The organism is Planobispora longispora, from assembly GCF_016863135.1.
In the GTDB taxonomy this organism is placed as follows: domain Bacteria; phylum Actinomycetota; class Actinomycetes; order Streptosporangiales; family Streptosporangiaceae; genus Planobispora; species Planobispora longispora.
Map to the genome: position 1 here is coordinate 1 of NZ_BOOH01000009.1, position 22,463 is coordinate 22,463.

20 protein-coding genes are annotated in these 22,463 nt (G+C 72.3%); 10 read left to right on the forward strand and 10 right to left on the reverse strand.

From position 1 onward, the window contains the following. From Plo01_RS04140 to Plo01_RS04150, 3 genes are all read left to right on the forward strand, one after another. Positions 1–2,245 (forward strand): bacterial transcriptional activator domain-containing protein (locus Plo01_RS04140; RefSeq protein WP_203889137.1); only part of this gene is annotated, 2,245 nt, incomplete at its 5' end. Positions 2,246–2,564: 319 nt separating this feature from the next. Continuing rightward, on the forward strand, positions 2,565–3,239 hold the full coding sequence (locus Plo01_RS04145; protein ID WP_203889138.1) for a hypothetical protein: 675 nt from the start codon (positions 2,565–2,567) through the stop codon (positions 3,237–3,239). Then, positions 3,236–4,219 carry a hypothetical protein gene (locus Plo01_RS04150; protein ID WP_203889139.1) on the forward strand — a complete coding sequence of 328 codons (984 nt, stop codon included), beginning with the start codon at positions 3,236–3,238 and terminating at the stop codon, positions 4,217–4,219. The genes Plo01_RS04145 and Plo01_RS04150 overlap by 4 nt, the downstream gene beginning before the upstream one ends. Before the next feature lie 140 nt (positions 4,220–4,359). Here Plo01_RS04150 and Plo01_RS04155 read toward each other — a convergent pair whose 3' ends face one another. The 5 genes from Plo01_RS04155 to Plo01_RS04175 all read right to left on the reverse strand — a co-directional run bounded on the left by Plo01_RS04155 (position 4,360) and on the right by Plo01_RS04175 (position 9,496). Beyond that, positions 4,360–4,860 carry a methylated-DNA--[protein]-cysteine S-methyltransferase gene (locus Plo01_RS04155; RefSeq protein WP_203889140.1) on the reverse strand — a complete coding sequence of 167 codons (501 nt, stop codon included), beginning with the start codon at positions 4,858–4,860 and terminating at the stop codon, positions 4,360–4,362. Positions 4,861–4,940: 80 nt separating this feature from the next. Then, positions 4,941–6,473: a DNA-3-methyladenine glycosylase 2 family protein gene (locus Plo01_RS04160; protein ID WP_203889141.1), complete on the reverse strand. Its 1,533-nt coding sequence runs from the start codon at positions 6,471–6,473 to the stop codon at positions 4,941–4,943. A 178-nt stretch (positions 6,474–6,651) separates the two neighbouring features. After that, positions 6,652–7,596, reverse strand: a complete 945-nt coding sequence (locus Plo01_RS04165) for an NYN domain-containing protein (RefSeq protein ID WP_203889142.1) — start codon at positions 7,594–7,596, stop codon at positions 6,652–6,654. A gap of 101 nt (positions 7,597–7,697) precedes the next feature. Next, positions 7,698–7,895, reverse strand: coding sequence for an acyl-CoA carboxylase subunit epsilon (locus Plo01_RS41270; protein WP_203889143.1), 198 nt, complete (start codon positions 7,893–7,895; stop codon positions 7,698–7,700). Next, the gene (locus Plo01_RS04175) at positions 7,892–9,496 is read right to left on the reverse strand and encodes an acyl-CoA carboxylase subunit beta (RefSeq protein ID WP_203889144.1); all 1,605 of its coding nucleotides are present in this window, start codon (positions 9,494–9,496) and stop codon (positions 7,892–7,894) included. The genes Plo01_RS41270 and Plo01_RS04175 overlap by 4 nt, the downstream gene beginning before the upstream one ends. Before the next feature lie 198 nt (positions 9,497–9,694). On the opposite strand from Plo01_RS04175, the gene Plo01_RS04180 reads away from it, so the two are divergent. From Plo01_RS04180 to Plo01_RS39975, 6 genes are all read left to right on the forward strand, one after another. Next, positions 9,695–10,474 carry an ABC transporter ATP-binding protein gene (locus Plo01_RS04180; protein ID WP_203889145.1) on the forward strand — a complete coding sequence of 260 codons (780 nt, stop codon included), beginning with the start codon at positions 9,695–9,697 and terminating at the stop codon, positions 10,472–10,474. Positions 10,475–10,569: 95 nt separating this feature from the next. Next, positions 10,570–12,168, forward strand: a complete 1,599-nt coding sequence (locus Plo01_RS04185; RefSeq protein ID WP_203889146.1) for a hypothetical protein — start codon at positions 10,570–10,572, stop codon at positions 12,166–12,168. 127 nt (positions 12,169–12,295) lie between these two features. Then, positions 12,296–14,887 (forward strand): phosphoenolpyruvate carboxylase, encoded by a 2,592-nt coding sequence (locus tag Plo01_RS04190; RefSeq protein ID WP_373871667.1) that lies wholly within the window; start codon positions 12,296–12,298, stop codon positions 14,885–14,887. A 200-nt stretch (positions 14,888–15,087) separates the two neighbouring features. Continuing rightward, a complete protein-coding gene (locus tag Plo01_RS04195; protein WP_203889148.1) occupies positions 15,088–15,318 on the forward strand; it encodes a hypothetical protein in 231 nt (76 codons plus the stop codon). Beyond that, a complete protein-coding gene (locus Plo01_RS04200; protein WP_239315868.1) occupies positions 15,302–15,631 on the forward strand; it encodes a type II toxin-antitoxin system PemK/MazF family toxin in 330 nt (109 codons plus the stop codon). Before Plo01_RS04195 ends, Plo01_RS04200 begins: the two co-directional genes overlap by 17 nt. 32 nt (positions 15,632–15,663) lie before the next feature. Beyond that, on the forward strand, positions 15,664–15,774 hold the full coding sequence (locus Plo01_RS39975; RefSeq protein WP_239315869.1) for a phosphoenolpyruvate carboxylase: 111 nt from the start codon (positions 15,664–15,666) through the stop codon (positions 15,772–15,774). 93 nt (positions 15,775–15,867) lie between these two features. Here Plo01_RS39975 and Plo01_RS04205 read toward each other — a convergent pair whose 3' ends face one another. From Plo01_RS04205 to Plo01_RS04225, 5 genes are all read right to left on the reverse strand, one after another. Continuing rightward, positions 15,868–16,677, reverse strand: a complete 810-nt coding sequence (locus Plo01_RS04205) for an aminoglycoside 3'-phosphotransferase (protein ID WP_203889149.1) — start codon at positions 16,675–16,677, stop codon at positions 15,868–15,870. Between the two features lie 137 nt (positions 16,678–16,814). After that, positions 16,815–17,189 carry a type II toxin-antitoxin system VapC family toxin gene (locus Plo01_RS04210; RefSeq protein ID WP_203889150.1) on the reverse strand — a complete coding sequence of 125 codons (375 nt, stop codon included), beginning with the start codon at positions 17,187–17,189 and terminating at the stop codon, positions 16,815–16,817. Between the two features lie 2 nt (positions 17,190–17,191). Then, positions 17,192–17,443 (reverse strand): type II toxin-antitoxin system Phd/YefM family antitoxin, encoded by a 252-nt coding sequence (locus tag Plo01_RS04215; RefSeq protein ID WP_203889151.1) that lies wholly within the window; start codon positions 17,441–17,443, stop codon positions 17,192–17,194. Positions 17,444–17,573: 130 nt separating this feature from the next. Further along, the gene (locus tag Plo01_RS04220) at positions 17,574–19,052 is read right to left on the reverse strand and encodes an MFS transporter (protein ID WP_203889152.1); all 1,479 of its coding nucleotides are present in this window, start codon (positions 19,050–19,052) and stop codon (positions 17,574–17,576) included. 206 nt (positions 19,053–19,258) lie between these two features. Continuing rightward, positions 19,259–20,419: an epoxide hydrolase family protein gene (locus tag Plo01_RS04225; RefSeq protein ID WP_203889153.1), complete on the reverse strand. Its 1,161-nt coding sequence runs from the start codon at positions 20,417–20,419 to the stop codon at positions 19,259–19,261. A gap of 422 nt (positions 20,420–20,841) precedes the next feature. Between Plo01_RS04225 and Plo01_RS04230 the strand changes: the two genes are divergently transcribed. Further along, positions 20,842–22,386: a glycosyl hydrolase family 18 protein gene (locus Plo01_RS04230; RefSeq protein WP_203889154.1), complete on the forward strand. Its 1,545-nt coding sequence runs from the start codon at positions 20,842–20,844 to the stop codon at positions 22,384–22,386. Positions 22,387–22,463: the final 77 nt, after the last annotated feature.

A 22,463-nucleotide genomic window follows, 5' to 3' on the forward strand; every position in this document is an offset into this window, starting at 1 on the left:
CTCGGACACCGGTACGGCCTCGGGCACGGACACCTCCGTCCTCCCCGACCGCGCCGTGCCCGACGACGCGGGCGCGCGCGACTCCGGGAGACCCGCGGACCTGTACGGCGCGGCGGGCCCCGAGGGGAGAGGCCGTGACGGCGCGGGACCGGACGAGGAACGGCGCGACGCCACAGAAACGGACAGGTCGGAACAGGGAAGAGCGGAACAGGGCAGTCCGGATGGAGAAGGACGGGAGAACTCCGGGAAGTCCACCGGCGAGGGCGCCGAGCAGTCCGGGAAGGGCACAGGAGAGGCCGGGAAGGGCGCCGAACAGTCCGGAGGCGGGGGCGCCGAGGAGACCGGGGAGGCCGGGAAGGGCGCCGAGCGGGACGCCGGGGAGGCGGCCGGGGACGGGACCGGTGAGCGGGATGGCACGCCGGGCATGCTGGACTACCTGGCGGGGGCCTCGCTCGCGGCGGCGGGACTGCTGGCGGCGCTCGGCCGCAGGCGCAGGGAGCAGCTCTGGCGCCGGGCGTTCGGACGGAGGATCACCCGCCCGCGGGAGGACGCGGCCCAGGCGGAGCTGGCGCTCCGGCTCGGCGCCGACGCCCCGGGCAGCCGGATGCTGGACCTGGGGCTGCGCCTCCTCGGCCGGTCCCTCGCGGCAGGCGGGCGGGTCCCGCCCACGGTCTACGCCGCCCACCTGTCCCCGCGCCATCTCGACCTGTGGATCCACCCCCCGGACTCCGACGCCCCCGAGCCGTGGGGCGCGCACGACGGAGGCCAGGTCTGGCGGCTGCCCGCGCACGAGGGCCGGATGCTCGACGAGCACGCGCTGGCCGACGCGCCCGCGCCGTACCCGGGACTGGTCTCGCTCGGTTCCACCGAGGACGGCCGGGTGCTGGTCGACCTGGAGGCGGCGCACGGGCTGATCGTCGTCACGGGGACCCGGACCACCGCGGCCCTGGCCGCGCTCGCCGTCGAGCTGGCCACCAACCGGTGGTCGGACCGGATGCGCATCACCCTGGTCGGCTTCGGGGAGGAGCTCGTCGAGATCGCCCCCGACCGGATCAGGTGCGCGGGCGGTCTGGCCGAGGTCCTGCCGGAGCTGGAGGCGCAGGCGAACGATCACGGGACCGGCGCCGAGGTGCTCACCGGCCGGATCAACGGCCGTGCCGCCGACCCCGCCTGGTCGCCGCACTACCTGCTCTCGGCGATCCCGCCGAGCGCGGAGGAGGCCCGGCGGCTGGTGGTGCTGGCCAGGAAGGGCGCCCGGACGGCCGCCGGTTACGTCGTCGCGGGTGACGTCCCGCACGCCACGTGGACCTGGGAGATCACCGAGGAGGGCACGGCCAGGGTGGACGCGCTCGGCTTCGAGGTGGACGCCCAGCTGCTGCCCCGCAGGCAGTACCGCGCGCTGGTCGAGCTGTTCGCGACGGCGCGGCGCTTCGAGGGCGAACCCCTGCCGGAGGAGCCCGAGCGCGAGCCCGTCACCGAGGCCCCCTCGATCGAGGTGCGGATCCTCGGCCCCGTCGAGGTCTCCGGCCCGCCGCCGCTGGAGGAGGGCCGGGCCGACCTCGCCGTCGAGCTCGCCGTCTATCTGGCGACCCACCCGGACGGCGTGCACCCGGTCGTGCTCGGCGGCATCCTGTGGCCGCGCGGCGTCCAGTCGGTGGTGCGGGACGCCACGATCGCCCGCGTCGCCGCCTGGCTCGGCTCCGACGCCGCCGGGCGGCCCAACCTCTTCACGGACGAGGCGGGACGGCTCCGGCTCGGCCCCGGGGTGCGGACCGACTGGGCGCTCTTCCGCGAGCTCGTCCGGAGGTCCCACGCGGACGAGGCCGCGCGCGCCGTACTGCTGGACAAGGCGCTCGGGCTGGTGCGCGGACCGCTGCTGAACGGCCGTCCCCGCGGCCGGTACTCCTGGCTCGCCGCCGACGACCTCGAGTACGACGTGACGGCGAGCGTCGCGGACGCGGCGCACCGGCTCTGCGAGGTACGGCTGGCGCACGGCGAGGCCGACCAGGCGGTGGCGGCGGTACGGGCCGGACTGCTGCTGGCCGCCGACGACGAAGGGCTCTGGCGGGACCTGCTGCGGGCCACCCACATGACCGGTGACCTCGCCCGCCTGCGGGCCGTGGCCGACGCCCTGCAGCGCAGGGCCGCCTCCCATCCCTACGGCGGCGGGATGGCGCCCGAGACCGAGGCGCTCATCGACGAGCTGCTGCCCACCTGGCGGATGCGCGCGGCTCCGTCGGCATGAACGGGCACGCCACGCGGACACCTCATGAACGGGCACGGCATGAACGGGCACGGCATGAACGGGCACGGCTCGGACAGGCACGGCATGAACACGTACGGAATGAACGCGGCATGAACACGTACGGCGTAGACACGTACGGCGTGAGCGCGCCGCCGATCGCGCCGACGGCGAGGGCGGCGCGATCGGCGGGCGGGACGTCGGAGGGAGTGCTTTCCCGGTGGAGGCCGAGATGAGGGGTGGCGGAGGCGGGACGCGGGCGGCCATGCCGATCCGCGCATACCGCTGGTCCCGCGCGGCGCGCGCTTCTAGCGTGATCGGCGTGGGTGCCGTGATCGCGCTGGCGCTGACCGGGCTGACGGGCTGCTCCTCGCCGGCCGATGAGGCGTTCGTCCCGGCCGACCGGGTGGCGGGCGCCTCCGGCCCGTCCGGCCCCGGCGACCCGGCGGGCGCCTCCGGCTCGCCGTCGCCCGCCGGGAGCACGCCGGAGCCCGAGACCGTCCAGGCGGCGCCGGGCGTGCGGGTGGTCGTCGAGCCGCCGGCCGCGGCCGACCCCGCCACCGCCGACATGGTCGCCGCCTTCCGCGACTACTACGCCGGATCCCTCCGCGTGATCGCCGCGGGGGAGAACGGCGCGGGGGCGGGCGACACCGCCTATCTCGGCCTTCTGGGGAAGGACGCGGTCCGGCAGGACTACGAGTGGGTGTCCGCCTACCGGGAGAAGCACCGGGCGCTGCGCGGGACGACCCGGCTGTACGGGTTCGAGGTCGAGCCGCTGGAGGACCGCGGCGTACGGCTCAACGTGTGCGTGGACATGTCGCGGACCCGCACGGTGGACACGCGCACGGGCAGGGCGGTCGCAGATCAGGACGAATGGATGCGCAAGCCCTTCCTGCACGCCGCCGACATGTGGGAGGACGGCGACGGCGTCCGCCGGATCCAGTACCTGCGCCACGCCCTGTATCCCAGCGAACGAGCGGAGAGGTGCATACGATGATCGTCAAGGGGATCGCCGTGGGAACCCTGCTGCTCGCGGTGGGGGCGGCTCCGGGGACGGCGGGTGCGGCGCCCGCCGCGGAGACCGGGCGAGCCCCGGCGGCGACGGGTGAGCCGCCGACCGGAGACGGGTTCCAGGACGGCCGCACGGCCGGGGTCCGCCTGCGGAACTCCCAGATCGTCATCACCGGCAACGGCCTCGGCGGCCGGAGCGACGGCTACCGCATCAAGCGTCCCTGCTGGTACGAGCCCGGCCGGAACGCCTCCGACATGCTGAAGAAGCAGGAGGAGGTGCGGGAGTGGTGGTTCCGCTTCACTCCGAACCCGACCGAGGAGAAGTTCCAGAAGTTCCTCGAGCAGTTCAAGGACAAGATCGGCAAGCCGGGGCGCTGGTGGGAGCCCGCCTACAACGCCGCCGATCCCGACGGCACGTCCTGCTGGAACGGGCTGGACCCGTTCGTGTGGGCGGCGCCCGGCGCCACCCCGCCCGGCGGCATCACCCTGGCGGAGCTCGTCGAGATCGCCCGCGCCGCGCTGACCGTGCCCGAGCCGAAGATCAAGCTGAATCCCGACGTCAAGAGCTACGTCAACCTGCCGACCTGGGTCTGGCTGGACGGCGTCGGCCAGACCACCCGGTCGGTGACCGCCACCATCCCGGGCGTCATGAGCGCCACCGTGACCGCCACCCTCTCCGACATCGAGATCGACCCCGGCACGACCGCCGACCGGGCCGAGGTCCGGGAAGACTGCGGCCGGGGCGGCCGGCCGTACGCCAAGGGGGCCGAGTTCACCTGCGGCGTGCGCTACCTGCGCGCCTCGGCCGACCAGCCCCGCGAGGTCTACGAGCTGACGGTGACGGCGGTCTGGCCGATCGAGGTCGAGGACGACGTGGTGCCCTTCGCCTACGATCCCGTCGAGGTCGGGGCCACCCGCGACGTCCCGGTGGGCGAGGTGCAGAGCACCGTCAGGAAGGGCGGCTAGACCGCCCGGCCCGGCCTGCCGGGCGTCCACCCGCCGCGGCGGGGCCTCCCGGCGAAGGCCCCGGGCCCTCGTGGCGGGGAATCCGGCAGGACCCGGGCCCCCGCGAGAGGGACCCGGGCCCGCCGTGCCGGGAGCGGAGGTCAGGCGACGCCCGACTCGTGGGTCAGGAGCCACTGCTTGACCGGGGTGCCGTAGTAGTAGCCGCCGTAGCCGCCCGCGGTCGGCAGGATGCGGTGGCACGGCACGAACGGGGCGATCAGGTTCTGCGCGCAGGCGGATCCGGCCGCCCGGGCCGCCGTGCGGGGCAGGCCCGCGCGCTCGGCCAGCTCGGCGTAGCTGATCGTGGTCCCCGGCGGCACCTCGCGCAGGGCCGTCAGCAGCCGCTGCCGGGTGGGCGTGCCGGGCTGGCTCACCGGCACGGCGTCCAGGGCCTTCAGATCGCCGTCCAGGTAGTCCCGTACGGCCTGGGCGGCCTGCCCCAGGTCGTCGACCCGGGTCAGGCCCTCGGCCCGGAGCGCGGGCGAGAGCCGGGCGAACATCTCCTCGGGGTCGGCGGTGAAGCCCGCCGCGACGATGACCCCCTCGCGGGAGAGGAGCGCCAGCGGCCCGGCCGGGGTGGGGAGGATCTGTGCCTCGATCATGGTGACTCCTTCGGTCGTCGGGCTCGTCAGGGGTGCGGGGAGCGCCGGAGGCGGCGCCGGTGCGGAGGCCGTCACGGGGGTCATTCGGAGCTCCAGAGGTGCAGGGCGGCGTACGCCCGCCAGGGGCGCCAGCGTTCGACGTGGTCGTCGGGGATGCCCAGGCACGCCATGGCCCGCCGGAGCCCGAGGTCGCCCTCCGGCCAGGCGTCCGGGTCACGCAGCGCCCGCAGCGCGATGTAGCCGGCCGTCCACGGCCCGATCCCGGGGACCTCCAGGAGCGCGGCGACGGCCTCGCCCGGCTCCTGCGCCCCGTCCAGGTCGATCTCGCCGCCCGCGACCCTCGCCGCGAGCGCCTTCAGCGTGGCCACCCGCCGCCCGGTCATCCCGAGCCCGTCCAGGTCGGCCTCCAGCAGTTCCCCGGCGGTGGGGAACAGGCGCATGGACTCCCCGGCCGGGGCTCCGTCCGGGGCGCCGGCCGGGGGGCCGCCGGGTCTCCCGGCGCGGGCGACGACGCGGCCCAGGAGCGTGCGGGCCCCGGCGACGGAGACCTGCTGGCCGATCACGGCGCGCACGGCCACCTCGAAGCCGTCCCACGCGCCGGGGACCCGCAGGCCCGGCCGGGCCTCGACGAGCGCGCGCAGCGAGGTCTCCCCCAGGGCGGAGGCGATGGCCTCCGGATCGGCGTCGAGGTCGAGCAGGCGGCGGCAGCGCGCGACGATGTGGGCCAGCCGCCGCGTGTCGTCGATGCTCGCCTCCAGGCGGATGTGCCCGGGGAGCGGCGTCAGGGTGATCACGCCGCCGGGGACGGCGCGGGTGTAGCTCCAGCCGGCCCCGGAACCGTCCGGACCACCGGATTCGCCGGAGCCGTCCGGACCGCCGGATTCGCCGAGCCCGGCGGCGGTGGGCCCGCCGGGCCCGTGCGGGGCCTCGACGCGCTCCAGGCCGGGGATCGCGCGGGCGCGCAGGAACCGCATCAGGGTCTGCGCGTCGTACGGCTCCCGCCGGTGCAGCCGGAGCGTCAGCGCGTCCCCGGAGACCCGCCCGCCCGCCGTGGCCCTCAGTTCGCCGGGCGTGAAGCCGTACGTCTCCTTCATGGTCGCGTTGAACTGCCGCACGCTTCCGAACCCCGCGGCGAACGCCACGTCGGTGATCGGCAGGCCGGTCTCGGTGAGCAGCTGCTTGGCCAGCAGCAGCCGTTTGGTCCTGGCCACGGCCAGCGGTCCCGCGCCGAGTTCGGCGGTGAACAGCCGGTGCAGGTGCCGTTCGGTGATGTGCAGCCGGCCGGCCAGGGCGGAGACCCCGCCGTCGTCGGCCGCGCCCTCCTCGATCAGCCGGAGCGCCCGGCCGATCAGGTCGCCCCGGTGATCCCAGCCGGGGTCGCCCGGGCTGAGTTCGGGACGGCACCGCTTGCACGGGCGGAATCCGGCCGCCTCGGCGGAGGCGGCGTGGCGGTAGAAACGCACGTTGCGCGAGGCGGGCGTGCGCGCCGGGCAGATGGGGCGGCAGTAGATGCCGGTCGAGGTGACCGCCGTGTAGAAACGCCCGTCGAAACGGGCGTCCCGCGCGGCCACCGCGCGGTAACAGGAATCGAAGTCGAGCTCTCTCACGGACACATGAAAGACGTTATCCGCAGCTCCACCCGGACGGCTGGCGGAAATCGGACGCGACCGTCACGATCTTGCGGGGCTCGGCGGGGTACCCGGGAGCCGGCCGCCCGTCAGGGGCCGATCGGCTTCGGAGAGCCGGCGGCCGTCCGGCTCCGGCGGGCTTGCCGGGACCCGGCGGGGGCCGTCACTTGGACGAGATGCCGACCCCCAGGTCGAACTCGCGGTAGACGCGGGCCCAGAACCCGTCGCGGAGCCAGACGCGGGCCTCGGGGAACGGGCGCAGGGAGTGGCCGAGCTCCTTCTCCGCCTCGATCAGCAGCTCGGTATCGATCACCGTCGGCAGCAGCGGTCCCGGGAGCAGGTCGCGGATGTTGTCGCGGCCGCGGGTGAGGATCCACTTCTGGGCGACGTGCTCGCCGACCTCCTCCACCCGGGGGCGGCTGGGGCCGAGCTTGGTGACCTGGCCGGCGGCCGGCGCCTTGGGCTTGATCGTCGCGGGGGAGCGGCCCGCGAAGACCTGGGCGGGGGAGGGTGCGGCCGGGGCGACCGGAACGGGCTGGGGGGCGCGGCTGAAGAAGTCGCGGAGGAAGTCGGCGGTGAGGATCTCGACGGTGTCGGCCTCCCAGACCAGGCGCTCGGCCTGGTTGGTGCCGTAGGGCGGCTCGACGCCCCACAGGTGGATCCGCACGCCGTAGGCCTGGGCGGCCTCGACCGCCGGCACCATGTCCTCGTCGCCGGCCAGCAGGATCGTGTCGCTCACCGCGTGGTGCCGGGCCAGGGCCTCCAGGTCGCTCCTGATCTGGGCGTCCACGCCCTTCTGCTGGCCGCGCGCGTTGAGGTTGCCCAGGCGCACCTTGACCCAGGGGAGCTGGGCGATGACGCGCTGGTCCACGGTCGGCACGCGGTCGCGGGCCGCGTCGTACCAGTAGATCCGGAGCAGCTCCCCCTGGATGCGGGCCTCCGCGTGCTTCTGCAGCGCCTGGATCAGCTCGTCGGCGGAGACACGGTACTCCTTGCGCTCCTTGGCACCGAGCAGCACCTCTCCCGCCGCGGCGTACAGATATCCGACGTCGACGAGGACGGCGTATTTCGCGGTGATGGGACGGGTAGTGAGGTCAAGGATGGCCATGTCGTCCTCCAGGCCTCGTGACTAGCTGATCGGCTGACTATATGCGCCCATTTCTTAGATGGTCCCAACTCTCGCGCGACTTGACACCATGTTCCGCGGATCTATCTTGGCAAGCCGCTTGATCGCCATGCCCCTTGTCCATGTGGAAGAGGCTTTCGTAGGTAATGTGCGGGGTTGCGCCAATTTTCCGACTTTCGCGTGACTTTAGTCTGCGGAATCGTCCGTGATGCGAGGGCGATCACGATTGCGGTGATCTCCTCTGGAGTCGCGTCCCCATTGATGATCTTCAAGTGCGTCACAGCGGGATGTTCCCATGCTTCTTCGGCGGCAGGGTGGCGCGCTTGTTGCGCAGGGCGCGGAGGGCGCGGACGATCTGCACGCGGGTGTCGGACGGTCGGATCACCGCGTCCACATACCCTCTTTCGGCCGCGAGATACGGGTTGGCGAGGGTGTCCTCGTACTCGGTGATCAGCCGGGCCCGCTCGGCGTCCGGCTCCGCGGCGGCGGCGAGCTCGCGCCGGTAGAGGATGTTGACCGCGCCCTGCGCGCCCATCACGGCGATCTGGGCGGTCGGCCAGGCCAGGTTGACGTCGGCGCCGAGGTGCTTGGAGCCCATGACGTCGTAGGCGCCGCCGTACGCCTTCCGGGTGATCACCGTGACCAGCGGCACGGTCGCCTCCGCGTAGGCGTAGAGCAGCTTGGCGCCCCGGCGGATGATCCCGTTCCACTCCTGGTCGGTGCCCGGCAGGAAGCCCGGGACGTCGACGAAGGTCAGGACCGGGACGTTGAAGGCGTCGCAGGTGCGCACGAACCGCGCGGCCTTCTCCGAGGCCGCGATGTCCAGCGTGCCGGCGAAGCTCATCGGCTGGTTGGCCACCACCCCCACCGGGCGTCCCTCGACCCGGCCGAAGCCCACCAGGATGTTCGGCGCGAACTGCGCGTGCAGCTCCAGGAACTCGCCGTCGTCCAGGACGCGGGTGATCACCTCGTGCATGTCGTACGGCTGGTTGGCCGAGTCGGGGATCAGCGTGTCGAGCTCGCGGTCCTCGTCGGTGGCCTCCAGGACCGGGTCGGCGTCGAACGCCGGGGCCTCGTCCATGTTGTTGGAGGGCAGATAGGACAGCAGCGCCCGGGCGAACTCCAGGCAGTCGGCCTCGTCGCTCGCCTCGTAGTGCGCCACGCCCGACCGGGAGTTGTGCGTGTGCGCGCCGCCGAGCTCCTCGAAGGTGACCTCCTCGCCGGTGACCGTCTTGATGACGTCCGGTCCGGTGATGAACATGTGCGACTTCTCCGACACCATGAGCACGAAGTCGGTGAGCGCCGGGGAGTAGACCGCGCCGCCCGCGCAGGGGCCCATGATCAGGGAGATCTGCGGGATCACCCCGGAGGCGTGCACGTTCCGCTTGAAGATCTCGGCGTAGAGGCCGAGGGAGACGACGCCCTCCTGGATGCGGGCCCCGCCGGAGTCGTTGATGCCCACCACCGGGCAGCCGGTCTTGAGCGCGTGGTCCATGACCTTGACGATCTTCTCGCCGAAGACCTCGCCCAGCGACCCGCCGAACACCGTGAAGTCCTGCGCGAAGACCGCCACCGGGCGGCCGTCGACCGTGCCGTGCCCGGTCACCACGCCGTCGCCGTACGGGCGCTCGCGCTCCAGGCCGAAGCTCGTGGACCGGTGCCTGGCCAGCGTGTCGAACTCCACGAAGCTGTCGGGGTCCAGGAACGCCAGGACGCGTTCCCGGGCGGTCATCTTGCCCTTGGCGTGCTGCTTCTCCACCGCGCGGGCGGATCCGGCGTGCGCGGCCTCGTCCAGGCGGCGCTCCAGGTCGGCGAGTTTCCCCGCCGTCGTGTGGATGTCGATCTCGGCGTGTACGGGCTCAGTCACGGGCTCAGCGCTCATTGGTCGCTCACCACTCCTCATTCGCTGCGCGGACCGCTCGTTCCTCGCGATCCGCTGCGCTCACTGCGTCGGGCTCGCTCCGGCTCATAGCCCAGAAGAGTAACCGTCTCCTGACATCCCGAACTATCGGGGTGACCCGTTCGTTGCCCGGGAAGAGCCAGAGATCCCCCAGTAGGAAACTATGACAAAGTGGGCGCTATGACGGGCATCGCGGACGCTGTACGGACCCAGGGATTGTTCAAGAGGTTCGGCCAACAGGTGGCTGTGGGAGGGGTCGACCTCGTGGTCCCCCGGGGCAGCTTCGCCGGACTGGTCGGTCCCAACGGCGCCGGCAAGACCACCACGCTGAGCATGGTCACGGGCCTGCTCCGTCCCGACGCCGGGATCATCCACATCGACGGCGCCGACGTCTGGCGCGACCCCGTCGCCGTCAAGGCCCGCATCGGCGTGCTGCCCGAGGGGCTGCGCCTGTTCGAGCGCCTGTCCGGCAGGGAGCTGCTGTCCTACAACGGCCAGCTGCGCGGCATCCCCATGAGAGAGGTGGAGCGGCGCGCCGAGGAGCTCCTGCGCGTCATGGACCTGGCCGACTCGGCCGACAAGCTCGTCGTCGACTACTCCACCGGCATGCGCAAGAAGATCGGCCTGGCCGCCGCGCTGCTGCACAACCCGAAGGTGCTCTTCCTGGACGAGCCGTTCGAGGGCGTCGACCCGGTCAGCGCCAACACCCTGGTCGAGGTGCTGCGCCGCTACACGGCCTCCGGCTCCACCGTCGTCTTCTCCAGCCACGTCATGGACCTCGTCGAGCGCCTGTGCGACTGGGTCTCGGTGATGAACCGCGGCCAGATCGTCGCGCAGGGCCCGCTGGAGGAGGTGCGCGGCGGCCGGAGCCTCAACGAGGCGTTCCTGGGCCTGGTCGGCGCGCCCGCTAACGGCAACGGGGAGGAGGGGCTGTCGTGGCTGGGAGCGACCTCGGCATGAGCCCGGACGGATCGTCCCCCGTGAGCCCCGCCGGCCCCCCGCCGGCCGCCGGCGGGTCCGTGACGGGTGCTCCAGCGCCGGCCGCCGGCGGACCCGTGACGGGTGCTCCCGGGACGGGCGCCGCGCGGGTGGGCCCCGCGATCTTCGTCCGGCTCAAGCTCCGGCTGATCGCCGGGAACCTGCGCGGCGACACCACGCGCCTGCTCGGCTTCATCTTCACCATGCTCGCCGCGATCGTCGTCGCCTCCTTCGGCTTCCTGGCGATGGCGGCGCTGCGCCTGGCCCCCGCCGACGTCGCGGCGGACGTCGCGATCGTGACGTTCACCGCGGTCCTGGTCGGCTGGGCGATCGTGCCGCTGCTGGCCTTCGGCCTGGACGACACCCTCGACCCGTCCCGGCTCGCGCTGCTCCCGCTGCGGACCGGGCAGCTCGCGGCCGGCATGTTCGCCTCCTCCGTCACCGGCGTCTGGCCCCTCGCCACCCTGATCGCCGTCACCGGCGCGATCGTGGGCCTGGCCGACGGCGTCGGCGGCGTCCTCCTCGGCGTCGTCGCCGTGCTGCTCCAGTTCGCCCTGTGCATCGTCACCTCCCGCCTGATCACCACCTCCCTCTCCGGCGTGCTGCGCACCCGCCGCGGCCGGGACGTGCTGGCGATCTCGGCGATCCTCGTCGTCGTGGCCGCCCAGCTCCCCAACCTCCTGCTCAACCGGGGGATCGGCGGCGACCCGCTGGCGGTGCTGCACGGCCTGGCCTCGGCGTTGCGCTGGACCCCGCCGGGCATGGCCGCGCACGCCATCACCGACGGCGGCGTCCTGGCCCTGGCCGAGCTGGCCGCCCTGGCCCTCCTGGTGGTCGTGCTCGGCCGGCTCTGGATCGCGGCGCTGAGCCGGGCGCTGGTGACCACGGACGCCTCCACCGAGGGCGCCTCGGTCCGCAACTCCCGGGGCCTGCTGGCCCGCGTCCTGCCCGACGGGCAGCTGGCCGCGGTCGCCACCAAGGAGCTCAAGTACGCCCGCCGGGACCCCCGCGGCCGGGTCGGCTGGTTCGCCGCCATCGCGGTCACCGGCATCATGGCCTTCTCCCTGAACGGGCAGGAGGGAGGGACGCCCGGCCCCGCGCTCGCCATCGGCCCCGCCTGCATCGGCGCCCTGATGATCAGCCTGCAGTCGTGCAACTCCTTCGGCATCGACGGCCGCTCGTTGTGGATGAACTCCATGGCGTACGGCACCGCCCGCGACTGGCGGACCGACCTCGCCGGGCGGCACCTGGCCGTGGCGACGATCGCGGTCCCGGCGCTCACCGTGCTGTCGGTGATCGCGGGACTGCTCGCCGGGAACGTCGGCTGGGCGTTCCCCGCCATGATCTCCTCCTGGGGCGTGCTCGGCGTCGGGCTGGGCGTGGGCGCGGTGACGAGCGTGCTGCTGCCGTACACCGTCCCGGAGCGGCTCAACGCCTTCACAGGCGCGGCGCCGGGGCAGGGGGGCATCGCCTTCGCGGCGTCGTTCGGCGCGATGATCGGCACCGCTCTGCTGACGCTGCCCGTCGTGCTGCCCGAGCTGCTCGGCTTCGGCTGGGCCGGCGTGCTCGCCCTGCCGTACGGGATCCTGATCTCCTGGGGCGGTCGCAGGCTCGCCGGGAACCTCGGATTCACCCGGTATCCGGAGATCCTCGGGGCCATCTCCCGGCCCGCCTGAGCCCCTCACCATTGGTCTAGTCCAATAGGTGAGACCGGTCGGCGTCGGCGAAATCGCTCTCGATACCCTGGCAGGCATGTCCGCCAGCGCGCCCCATCAGGCAGAACGTTCTTCCGCTGTCACCGAGATGCCCGACGAGCTCCGCGCGGACGTGCGGCTGCTCGGCGGGCTCCTGGGCCAGGTCATCGCCGAACACGGCGGAGACGACCTGCTCGCCGACGTCGAACGCCTCCGCAAGGCCGTCATCGCGGCCCGTCGACGGGAGATCTCCGTCGATGAGATCTCCGCGATGGTCGCCGAGTGGCCGATCAGCCGGGCCGTCAAAATCGCCCGGGCCTTCACCTGCTACTTCCACCTGGCGAACCTGGCCGAGGAACACTTCCGCATCCGCATGCTCCGGGTCCGCGACACCGGCGGGGAGCCGCTCCCCGAGTCGCTGGGCCACGTCGTGCGGGAGCTCGGCGACGAGCGCGTCGCCGAGCTCGTCGAGGGGCTGCGGCTGCACCCGGTGCTGACCGCGCACCCCACCGAGGCGCGCCGGCGCGCCGTGGTCACCGCGATCCAGCGGATCAGCGGTCACCTCGCCGCCTACAACGACCCCGGGCGCGGCGTCTCCGAGCGCGCCGAGACCCGGCGGCGGCTGCTGGAGGAGATCGACCTGCTCTGGCGGACGGCCCAGCTCCGGCACACCAAGCTCGACCCGCTGGACGAGGTCCGGACCGCGATGGCGGCCTTCGACGAGACGCTGTTCCGGATGGTCCCGCAGGTCTACCGCGCGATGGACGCCGCGCTCGGCGACGACAGCGGCACGCGCGAGCCGCTGGCCCGCCCCTACATCCGCTACGGCAGCTGGATCGGCGGCGACCGGGACGGCAACCCCAACGTCACCGCCAAGGTGACCAGGGACGCCCTGCTCATCCAGTCCGAGCACGTGCTGATCGCCCTGGAGAACGCCACCCTGCGGATCGGCCGCAGCCTCACCGTCACCGCCGAGTACACCCCGGCCTCGCCCGAGCTGCGCGCCGCGCTGGCCGCCGCCGAGAACGACCACCCCGAGCTGGTCTCGGAGATGGCCACCCGCTCCCCGCGGGAGCCGCACCGGCAGTGGCTGCTGTACGTCGCGACCCGGATCGCCGCCACCCGGCAGCGCGGCCTCGACCTGGCCTACCGCTCGCCGGAGGAGTTCCTGGCCGACCTGCGCCTGGCCCAGGCGTCCCTGGCCGCGGCCGGGGCGAAGCGGCAGGCGTACGGCGAGCTGCAGCACCTGATCTGGCAGGCCGAGACGTTCGGCTTCCACCTGGCGGAGCTGGAGGTGCGCCAGCACTCGCAGGTCCACGCCGCCGCGCTGGCCGAGATCGCCGAGGGCGAGACCTCCGAGCGCACGGACGAGGTCCTGGCCACCATCCGGACGATCGGCTGGATCCAGGAGCGGTTCGGCGTGGCCGCCTGCTCCCGCTACGTCGTCTCCTTCACCCGCTCGGCCGACGACATCGCCGCGGTCTACGAGCTGGCCCGGCACGCCCTCGGCGAGCGCGCGCCCGCGCTCGACGTGGTCCCGCTGTTCGAGTCCGGGGCCGACCTGGCCGCCGCGCCCGCCGTGCTCTCCGGGATGCTGGAGATCCCCGGCATCCAGGCCCGCCTCGCCGTCAACGGCCGCCGCCTGGAGGTCATGCTCGGATACTCCGACTCGGCCAAGGAGCTCGGCCCGGCCGCCGCCACCCTGAAGCTGTACGAGGCGCAGGAGGCGCTGGCGGCCTGGGCCGCCGAGCACGATGTGACGCTGACCCTCTTCCACGGCCGGGGCGGCGCCCTGGGCCGCGGCGGCGGGCCGGCCAACCGCGCCGTGCTCGCCCAGGCCCCCGGCTCGGTCGGCGGCCGGTTCAAGGTCACCGAGCAGGGCGAGGTCATCTTCGCCCGGTACGGCCACGAGGCCATCGGCCGCCGCCATCTGGAGCAGGTCACCTCCGCGGTGCTGCTCGCCTCCACCCCGGCCGTCGAGGCCCGCACCGCCGAGGCCGCCGCGCGCTTCCGCGCGGTGGCCGGGCGGGTCGCCTCCGCCTCGGAGAAGGCCTACCGCTCGCTGACCGAGGCGCCCGGCTTCCCCGAGTGGTTCTCGCTGGTCAGCCCGCTGGAGGAGATCGGCTCGCTCCGGCTGGGCTCCCGCCCGGCCCGCCGCGGCCTGGGCGCGCCGCGCTCCCTGGACGACCTGCGGGCCATCCCGTGGGTGTTCGCCTGGGCGCAGACCCGGGTCAACCTGCCCGGCTGGTACGGCCTGGGCAGCGGCCTGGAGGCCGTCGTCTCCGAGAGCGGGGGGATGGAGGAGCTGCGCGCCGCCTACCGCGAGTGGCCGCTGTTCGCCTCCCTGCTGGACAACGTGGAGATGTCCCTGGCCAAGACCGACCGCGAGATCGCCTCCCGCTATCTCGCGCTCGGCGGCCGGGACGACTTCATGGAGCAGGTCCTGGCCGAGTACGACCTGACCCGCCGCCTGGTCCTGGAGATCACCGGCCACACCCGGCTGCTGGAGAACCGCCGCGTGCTGTCCCGCGCGGTCCAGCTCCGCGACCCGTACGTGGACGCGCTCTCCCACCTGCAGCTGCGGGCCCTGTCCCGGCTCCGCGCCGAGGAGGACCTGCCGGAGGACGAGCGCGACCGCCTGTCCACGCTGCTGCTGCTGTCGGTCAACGGCGTCGCGGCGGGCCTGCAGAACACCGGCTGACCGCCCCCGCACGGCCGTACGGCGTTCGGGGAACGGCCTGTTTCCGTGGCCGGCGGAATCCGGTGATTTCCCGAACATCCGCGAAAAGTGCCGTGCCGTCGGGACCTCTAGCCGACCTTCCACCACTGTCGCTGACAGTGATTGTATGATTACGTAATTCGCGCGAAGGTCTGCGAGATCGGACGCTTTACAGTGAGAATATGGGGATGCTTACTGTTGAGATCGACGCGAGTACGGAGAGGATTCTCGCCGAGCTGACTTCTGGCGGTAGGTCTCCGGATGACGTGGTCCGTGAGGCGATCCGTATCGCAGGACGGCTCCGCTGGATGGAGCAGGCCCGCGCCGACGCGGAGAGGCTGGCCGCAGACCCGGACGACCTCGCGGAGATCCGGGCGATACAGCGGGAGTTCGGCGATGCCGATGCGTGGTGACGTCTATCGTGTACGCGCTCCTCGCGATGTGGTCGGTCATGAACAGCGCGGCGATCGGTACGCCGTCGTCCTGCAGTCGGATGCCTTCGCCGTTCTCTCCACTTTGGTCGTCGCTCCGACCTCGACCAGTGCCGCTCCCGCGGTCTTCCGCCCCGAGATCGAACTGAACGGCAAGACGACCCGTGTTCTCGTCGATCAGATGAGGGCTGTGGATATCTCCCGCCTCGGGGACTTCGCGGGTCGTCTCGATCTGAGTGAGGTCCAGGAGATCGGCAGGACGCTCCACGGGTTCCTCGGCCTGCGCTGCCGATAGCATCGGCGGTCGGCTGATCCTGTCCGAGGAACGTGGCCAGGTCGCCCGCCGAGGAGGACCTGCCGGAGGACGAGCGCGACCGCCTGTCCACGCTGCTGCTGTCGGTCAACGGCGTCGCGGCGGGCCTGCAGAACACCGGCTGACCGCCCCCGCGCCACCGTACGGCCCGCGCCCCGGATCACGGGACGCGGGCTGTACGGCGTTCAGCGTCCGGGGCACGGCCGGAGGCGGGCGTCTCAGGCCATGTCCCACAGCAGGCGGTAGTAGGCGATGCGCTCGGGATCGGGGTCGATGCCGTAGGCGTCGTAGACCACGCCGTCGTAGCCGGGACCGTAGTTCCACTCTGTGCTCCACGCCGCGACCGCCAGGTCGGCCCACCGGTCGGCCACACCGAGCGAGCCGAGGTCGACGTGCGCGGCGAAACGGCCGTCATCGTGCAGCAGGGTGTTGGGAACGCAGGTGTCGCCGTGGCAGACGACCAGGCGGTCGATCGCGGGAGGCTCGCCGAGACGTCCCCGGGCCTCGGCGAGGTCCAGGTGCCGGTGTTCGGGGAACCAGTCGGCCGGCCCCTCCCCGGCGGCGATGCGTTCGTCGGCGCGGGCGAGCCGTCGCTCGACGCTCCAGTCGAAGGGACACCGGTCGACGGGCAGGGCGTCGTGCAGCAGCCGCAGCCCGCGCCCGATCCCGGCCGCCGCGGTGGCCGGGTCGGCACTCCAACGGGGGTCCACCGCCGAGCGCCCGGGAACCGCCTCGGTGACCAGCCAAGTGCCCTCGGCGTCCGAACCGCGCTCCAGGACGCGGGGTACGGGCACCCACCGCCGCGCCCAGGCCAACCGCGCGGCCTCACCGGCCAGATCGATCTCGGGGGTGCCCGCGGCGACCCATTTGGCGTATCTGACGCCACCCGTCCCGTGGAGCCGGAAGGTCAGGCCGCCCAGCTCGTTGCACCAGACCGGGGTGACGGCGTCGTCACCGGCGAGTGCGGCGATGACCTCCGGGACGGCCACCGGACCGCTGGGGATCTCAGGGGCGAGAGGGCGGCTCATGAGAGCGATCCTCCCGGCGGCGGGCCACCGTCGGCAAACCGATAACGGGCTCGGTACGGCGGGCCGCCCGCTCCGGCTGATCTCACGGCCACGCCGTACGGTCCCCTCGTCGAGGCCGTACGGCATAGCCCGCACCGTCACGCTCGGAGCAGCATGACGTCGTCGTATTTCTGGATCTCCCCGTCTCGGGTGACCAGCGTCAATCCTTCGCAGCGTGCCTGCGCGATGAGCATGCGGTCGAAGGGGTCGCGGTGGAGGGGCGGCAGCCGGGCCGCGGTGAGGGCGTGCGCGGGTGTCATCGGAAGCTCCCGCAGCTCGGAGTCGAGGATCCGCTCCGGCAAGTCCGCCGGTGCGAGCTTGCCGAGAGCTTGTTTGATGCCCACCTCCCAGATGGTGGCCGCGCTCACGAAGACGTCGATCTCCGTGTCGATCAGGTCTTTGATCTCGTCGGACAGCGTCTCGTCGTCCGAGAGCCACCAGAGGATCACGTGGGTGTCAAGGAGCAGCCGCATGGTCAGAGCCCGAAATCCTCGGCGATGCTCTCGTTGGTCTGGCGGGTGTCCCAGTCCTCGGCCATGGCGAGCGTGCCGCGGAGAGATCCCCGGCCACGACGACGGGTGGACGTCCTGAGTGGTACGACTTTCGCGATGGGCTTGCCCGCACGGGAGATGACCACCTCCTCGCCGTGCTCCACCCGCTCCAATATCTTGGAGAGCTGGGTTTTGGCCTCGTGGATGTTGAACTGCTCCGCTGCTCCGGCAGACATGTTCTCCTCCTCCTGATCTGGCCTAGCTAGACTTAGTCTAGCCGTTTCTCCTTCGCCGGGTACGTAGAACAGCCGTACGGCCCGCGCCTCGGACGGGGGCGCGGGCCGCACGGCTGTTTTCTGATCTGGATCAGTGCGCCGAGGCGCCCTCGCGGGCCTTCTTGGGGAGCATGAAGCCGATGACGAAGGTCGCCGAGGTGAGCCCGATGGTCAGCAGGGTGACCAGCCCGGCGGCGTCGAGGAAGCCGTGCACGTGCGGGCGGTGGCCGACCGTGCTGAAGAAGACGGTGCCGAGGACGGCGACGCCGAGCGAGGCGCCGAGCTGCTCGAAGGAGGACACCAGGCCGGAGGCCGAGCCGATCTCGCGATCGCCGAGGTCGGCCAGGATGATGTCGAACAGCGGGACGAAGATCATGCCCATGCCGATCCCGAAGGCGACCATCGGGGCGGTCAGGTCCCATCCGCCCAGATCGGTCCCCGCGGTGGAGAAGACCAGGTAGAGGCCGACGAGCCCGGCGGTCATCACGGTCAGGCCGATGTGCAGGAGGTGCCTGCCGAGCCTGTTCATCATGGTGCCGCCGAAGATGGAGCCGATGAAGGCGCCCGCGGCCCAGGAGATCATCGTCAGGCTGGCGTCCAGCGGCGTGTAGCCCAGGCCGAGCTGGAGGAACAGGCCGACGGCGAGGGAGAAACCGGTGATCGCGCCGAAGAAGATCACGGCGAACGCCACGCCGGAGGTGTAGGAGCGCTTGGCGAGGACGGCCAGCTCGATCAGCGGGGTACGGCCGGAGCGGGTGCGGCGCAGCTGGTGCCAGACGAAGGCGGCGAACACCGGGACCGAGGCGGCGAGCAGGATCAGCGACCAGGTGGGCCAGCCCAGCTCGTGGCCCTGGACCAGCGGGTAGACGAGCGTGAACATGCCGGTCGCGGCCAGCAGCGCGCCGATCACGTCGAGCCGCTGCCCGCGGGCGACGGGCTCGGCCTCGGGCAGCACCTTCCAGCCGACGATCAGGGCGAACGCGCCGAGCGGCAGGTTGATCAGGAAGATCATGCGCCAGCCGGTGCCGAGGACGTCGGCCTCGATGAGCATCCCCGCGACCACCGGTCCGAGGATCGTGGCCATCCCGATGACCGGCCCCAGGGCGGCGAACGCCTTGCCGACCTCGGCGCCGAACAGGTCGCGGATGAGACCGAAGGACTGCGGCACCATGACCGCGGCGAACGCGCCCTGCAGGACGCGGGCGCCGATGAGCATCTCCGGCGAGACGGCCAGCGCGCAGGCGGCCGAGGTGACGAGGAATCCGGCGATGCCGATCATCATCATCCGCCGGCGGCCGAACATGTCGCCGAGCCGCCCGCCGGTGAGCAGGCCGACCGCCATCGCCAGGGTGTATCCGGCCGCGACCCACTGCAGGGTGGCGAGCGAGCCGCCGAGGTCGGTGCGGATCACCGGGGCGGCCACGTTGGCCACGGTCGAGTCGAGGAGGTTGAGCAGGTCGGCGGCGAGGACGGCGAAGAGCCCCAGCCAGCGGTGGGAGCGCCGGGCGACGGGGGCCGGCTTCGGCGGCTCGGGGGCGAGGACCGGGGCGGAAGGGGCGGTGACGGTCATGGTGGCGTCCTTCGGGCGATGAACCTTTGGATCGGAATGATCTATTCCGATATTATCAGAACGGAATGCTTCATTCCAACACTTGAGAGAGAAAATCATGGACGCCCGGGACTCGCGCCGCGCCGGCCGGACATGACTCCGCCGCGCCGGGCCCTTGCGGGGCGCCGGCGCGGCGGAGGGGTGTCAGGGGGCGGAGAAGCCGGGGATCAGGCGGCGCGGAGCCCCCGGAAGAACTGGCGGAGGTCGCCGATGAGGAGGTCGGGCGCGTCGTGGGCGGCCCAGTGGCTGCCGCGCTCGAACTCGTTCCAGGACACGATGTTGCTGTGGTCGCGCTCGGCGAAGCGCCGCAGCGGAGTGAAGTCGTAGGCGAAGGCGGCCAGGCCGGTCGGGACGGTCGTCGGCTCGCCCGGGTGCTCGGAGTGCTGGTCCTCGTAGTAGAGGCGGGCCGACGACGCCGAGGTGTTGGTCAGCCAGTAGATCGTGGCGTTGGTGAGGACCACGTCCGGGTCGACCGCCTCCCCGAGCAGCTGGCCGATCCAGGCGAGCTGGCCGGCGGGCGAGTCGGCCAGGGCGTGCGCCAGGTTCTGCGGCTTGGTCGCCTGGAGCTGGGCGTAGGCCGACATCTCCGCGTTGAACGACTGGAGGAAGGCCAGCTTCTCCATGTCCTCCGCCGACAGGCCCGCGAACTCGGCCGGGTCGCCGGAGGGGAAGGAGAACAGCTGGTTCACGTGCACGCCGATCACGTGGTCCGGGTCGACCCGCCCGACCTCGGGGGAGATCAGCGAGCCCGCGTCGTTGCCGTGCGCGCCGTAGCGCTCGTAGCCCAGGCGGCGCATGAGCTCGGCCCAGGCGCGGGCGATGCGGTGACGGTTCCAGCCCCGCTCCCGGGTGTGCCCGGAGAAGCCGAAACCGGGGATGGACGGGATGACCACGTGGAAGGCGTCGGCCGGGTCGCCGCCGTGGGAGCGGGGGTCGGTGAGGGGACCGATCAGGTCCAGGTACTCGACGATCGAGTTGGGCCAGCCGTGGGTGAGGATCAGCGGCGTGGCGTCGGGCTCGGCGGAGCGGACGTGCAGGAAGTGCACGGTCTGGCCGTCGATCTCGGTTGTGAACTGCGGGTAAGCGTTGATCTTCGCCTCCCATGCGCGCCAGTCGTAGCCGGTGCGCCAGCGCTCGACGAGCCGCTTGACGTAGGCGGCCGGGACGCCGTACTCCCAGCCCGGCGGGACCGGGCCGGTCTGCTCCTTCTTCTCGTCGGGGTCGGCGGGCAGTTCCTCGGCCCAGCGGGTGCGGGTCAGCCGGTCCTGGAGGTCGTCGAGGTCGGCCTGGGGGATCTCGACGCGGAAGGGGCGGATCTCGGTGCTCAAGGGGTCCTCCTGTGGATCACCTGTGATCGGCGGATCGGAACGATCTATTCCGATAATATCAGAACGGAATGATTTATTCCACACCTCTGGCCGCTCGTGTCCGGGGCGCCGCCGTCATGCGGCGGCTCGGCCACGTCGGCACGGTCACCCCGTCACCGCCGTCATCCCCGTCACTCCCGTCGCTGCCGGAACGGCCGAGGCGCCTCCGATGCTCGCCGACTTCGGGCCGGCGGGCAACGCCCGGCCTCCATGATCGCGGAGCGTCGCGGCGCCTGCACGGCACGACCTTGGCGCGGCATGACATGGACACCGCGCCGGCCTGTGCCGATAATTCAGTGAATCTACGGATCGCGACTTCCGTCATCGCGGCTCCCCGTCAATTCCCGGTGATCTCTCATGCCCGGGTGACAGAAGGGCTGCCCATGAAACGGACCTCCCGCCTCCTGACGCTCGCGGCGGCGCTGCTGCTGGCGATCGCGGGGATCCTCATCACACAGACCTCGGCCCATGCGGCCAACCTGCTCCAGAACCCCGGCTTCGAGAGCGGCGCCCTCTCGCCCTGGTCCTGCTCCGGCGGGCTGGGATCGGTGGTCGACTCCCCGGCCCGCTCCGGCGCCAAGGCGCTCGCCGGCGCGGCCGGCGGCTCCGACAACGCCCGGTGCGCCCAGACCGTGGCCGTCCGGCCGAGCACCGCCTACACCCTGACCGCGTGGGTCCGCGGCAGCCACGTGTATCTCGGCGTGACCGGCGGCGGATCCCGCTGGACCTCGTCGCCGACGGCGTACACCCAGCTCACCCTCACCTTCACCACCGCGGCCGGCCAGACCGCCGCCGAGGTCTATCTGCACGGCTGGTACGGCCAGGGCGCCTACTACGCCGACGACGTCAGCTTCGACGGGCCCGGAGGCGTCCCGACGGGCTCGCCCACCCCGACGGTCTCCCCGACGCCGACGGTCTCTCCGACGGTCTCACCGACCCCCACGGTCTCCCCGACGCCCACGCCGACCGGGAGCACCTGCGCGCTGAAGCCCAGGCCCGCCGGCAAGGTGCTCCAGGGGTACTGGGAGAACTGGGACGGCGCGATCAACGGCGTGCACCCGCCGTTCGGCTGGACGCCGATCACCGACCCCCGCATCCGGCAGCACGGCTACAACGTCATCAACGCCGCGTTCCCGGTCATCCGCTCCGACGGCACCGTGCTGTGGGAGGACGGCATGGACGCCACCGTGAAGGTCGCCACCCCCGCCGAGATGTGCCAGGCCAAGGCCGCCGGCCTGACGATCCTGATGTCCATCGGCGGGGCGACCGCGGGCATCGACCTCAGCTCCAGCGCCGTCGCCGACCGCTTCGTCGCGACCGTCGTGCCGATCCTGAAGAGGTACAACTTCGACGGCATCGACATCGACATCGAGACCGGCCTCACCGGCAGCGGGAACATCAACCAGCTCTCGGCCTCCCAGAGCAACCTCATCCGCATCATCGACGGCGTGCTCGCCCAGATGCCGCCCGGCTTCGGCCTGACCATGGCCCCCGAGACGGCCTACGTCACCGGCGGCAGCGTGACGTACGGCTCCATCTGGGGCGCGTACCTGCCGATCATCAAGAAGTACGCCGACAACGGCCGCCTCTGGTGGCTGAACATGCAGTACTACAACGGGAGCATGTACGGCTGCTCCGGCGACTCGTACTCCGCGGGCACGGTCCAGGGGTTCACCGCCCAGACCACCTGCCTGAACGACGGCCTGGTCATCCAGGGCGCCACGATCAGGGTCCCGTACGACAAGCAGGTCCCCGGCCTGCCCGCCCAGCCCGGCGCCGGGGGCGGGCACATGTCGCCCGCCCTGGTGGCCCAGAGCTGGAACGCCTTCAACGGCGGCCTCAAGGGCCTGATGACCTGGTCCATCAACTGGGACGGCTCGAAGAACTGGACGTTCGGCGACAACGTCAAGGCACTGCAGGGCCGCTGAGAGCGGTTCGGAGTCCGGATCATGCGGTTGAAGTGAGGAGCTTCAACCGCATGATCGAGCCTCGAAGTTCGTCCCGC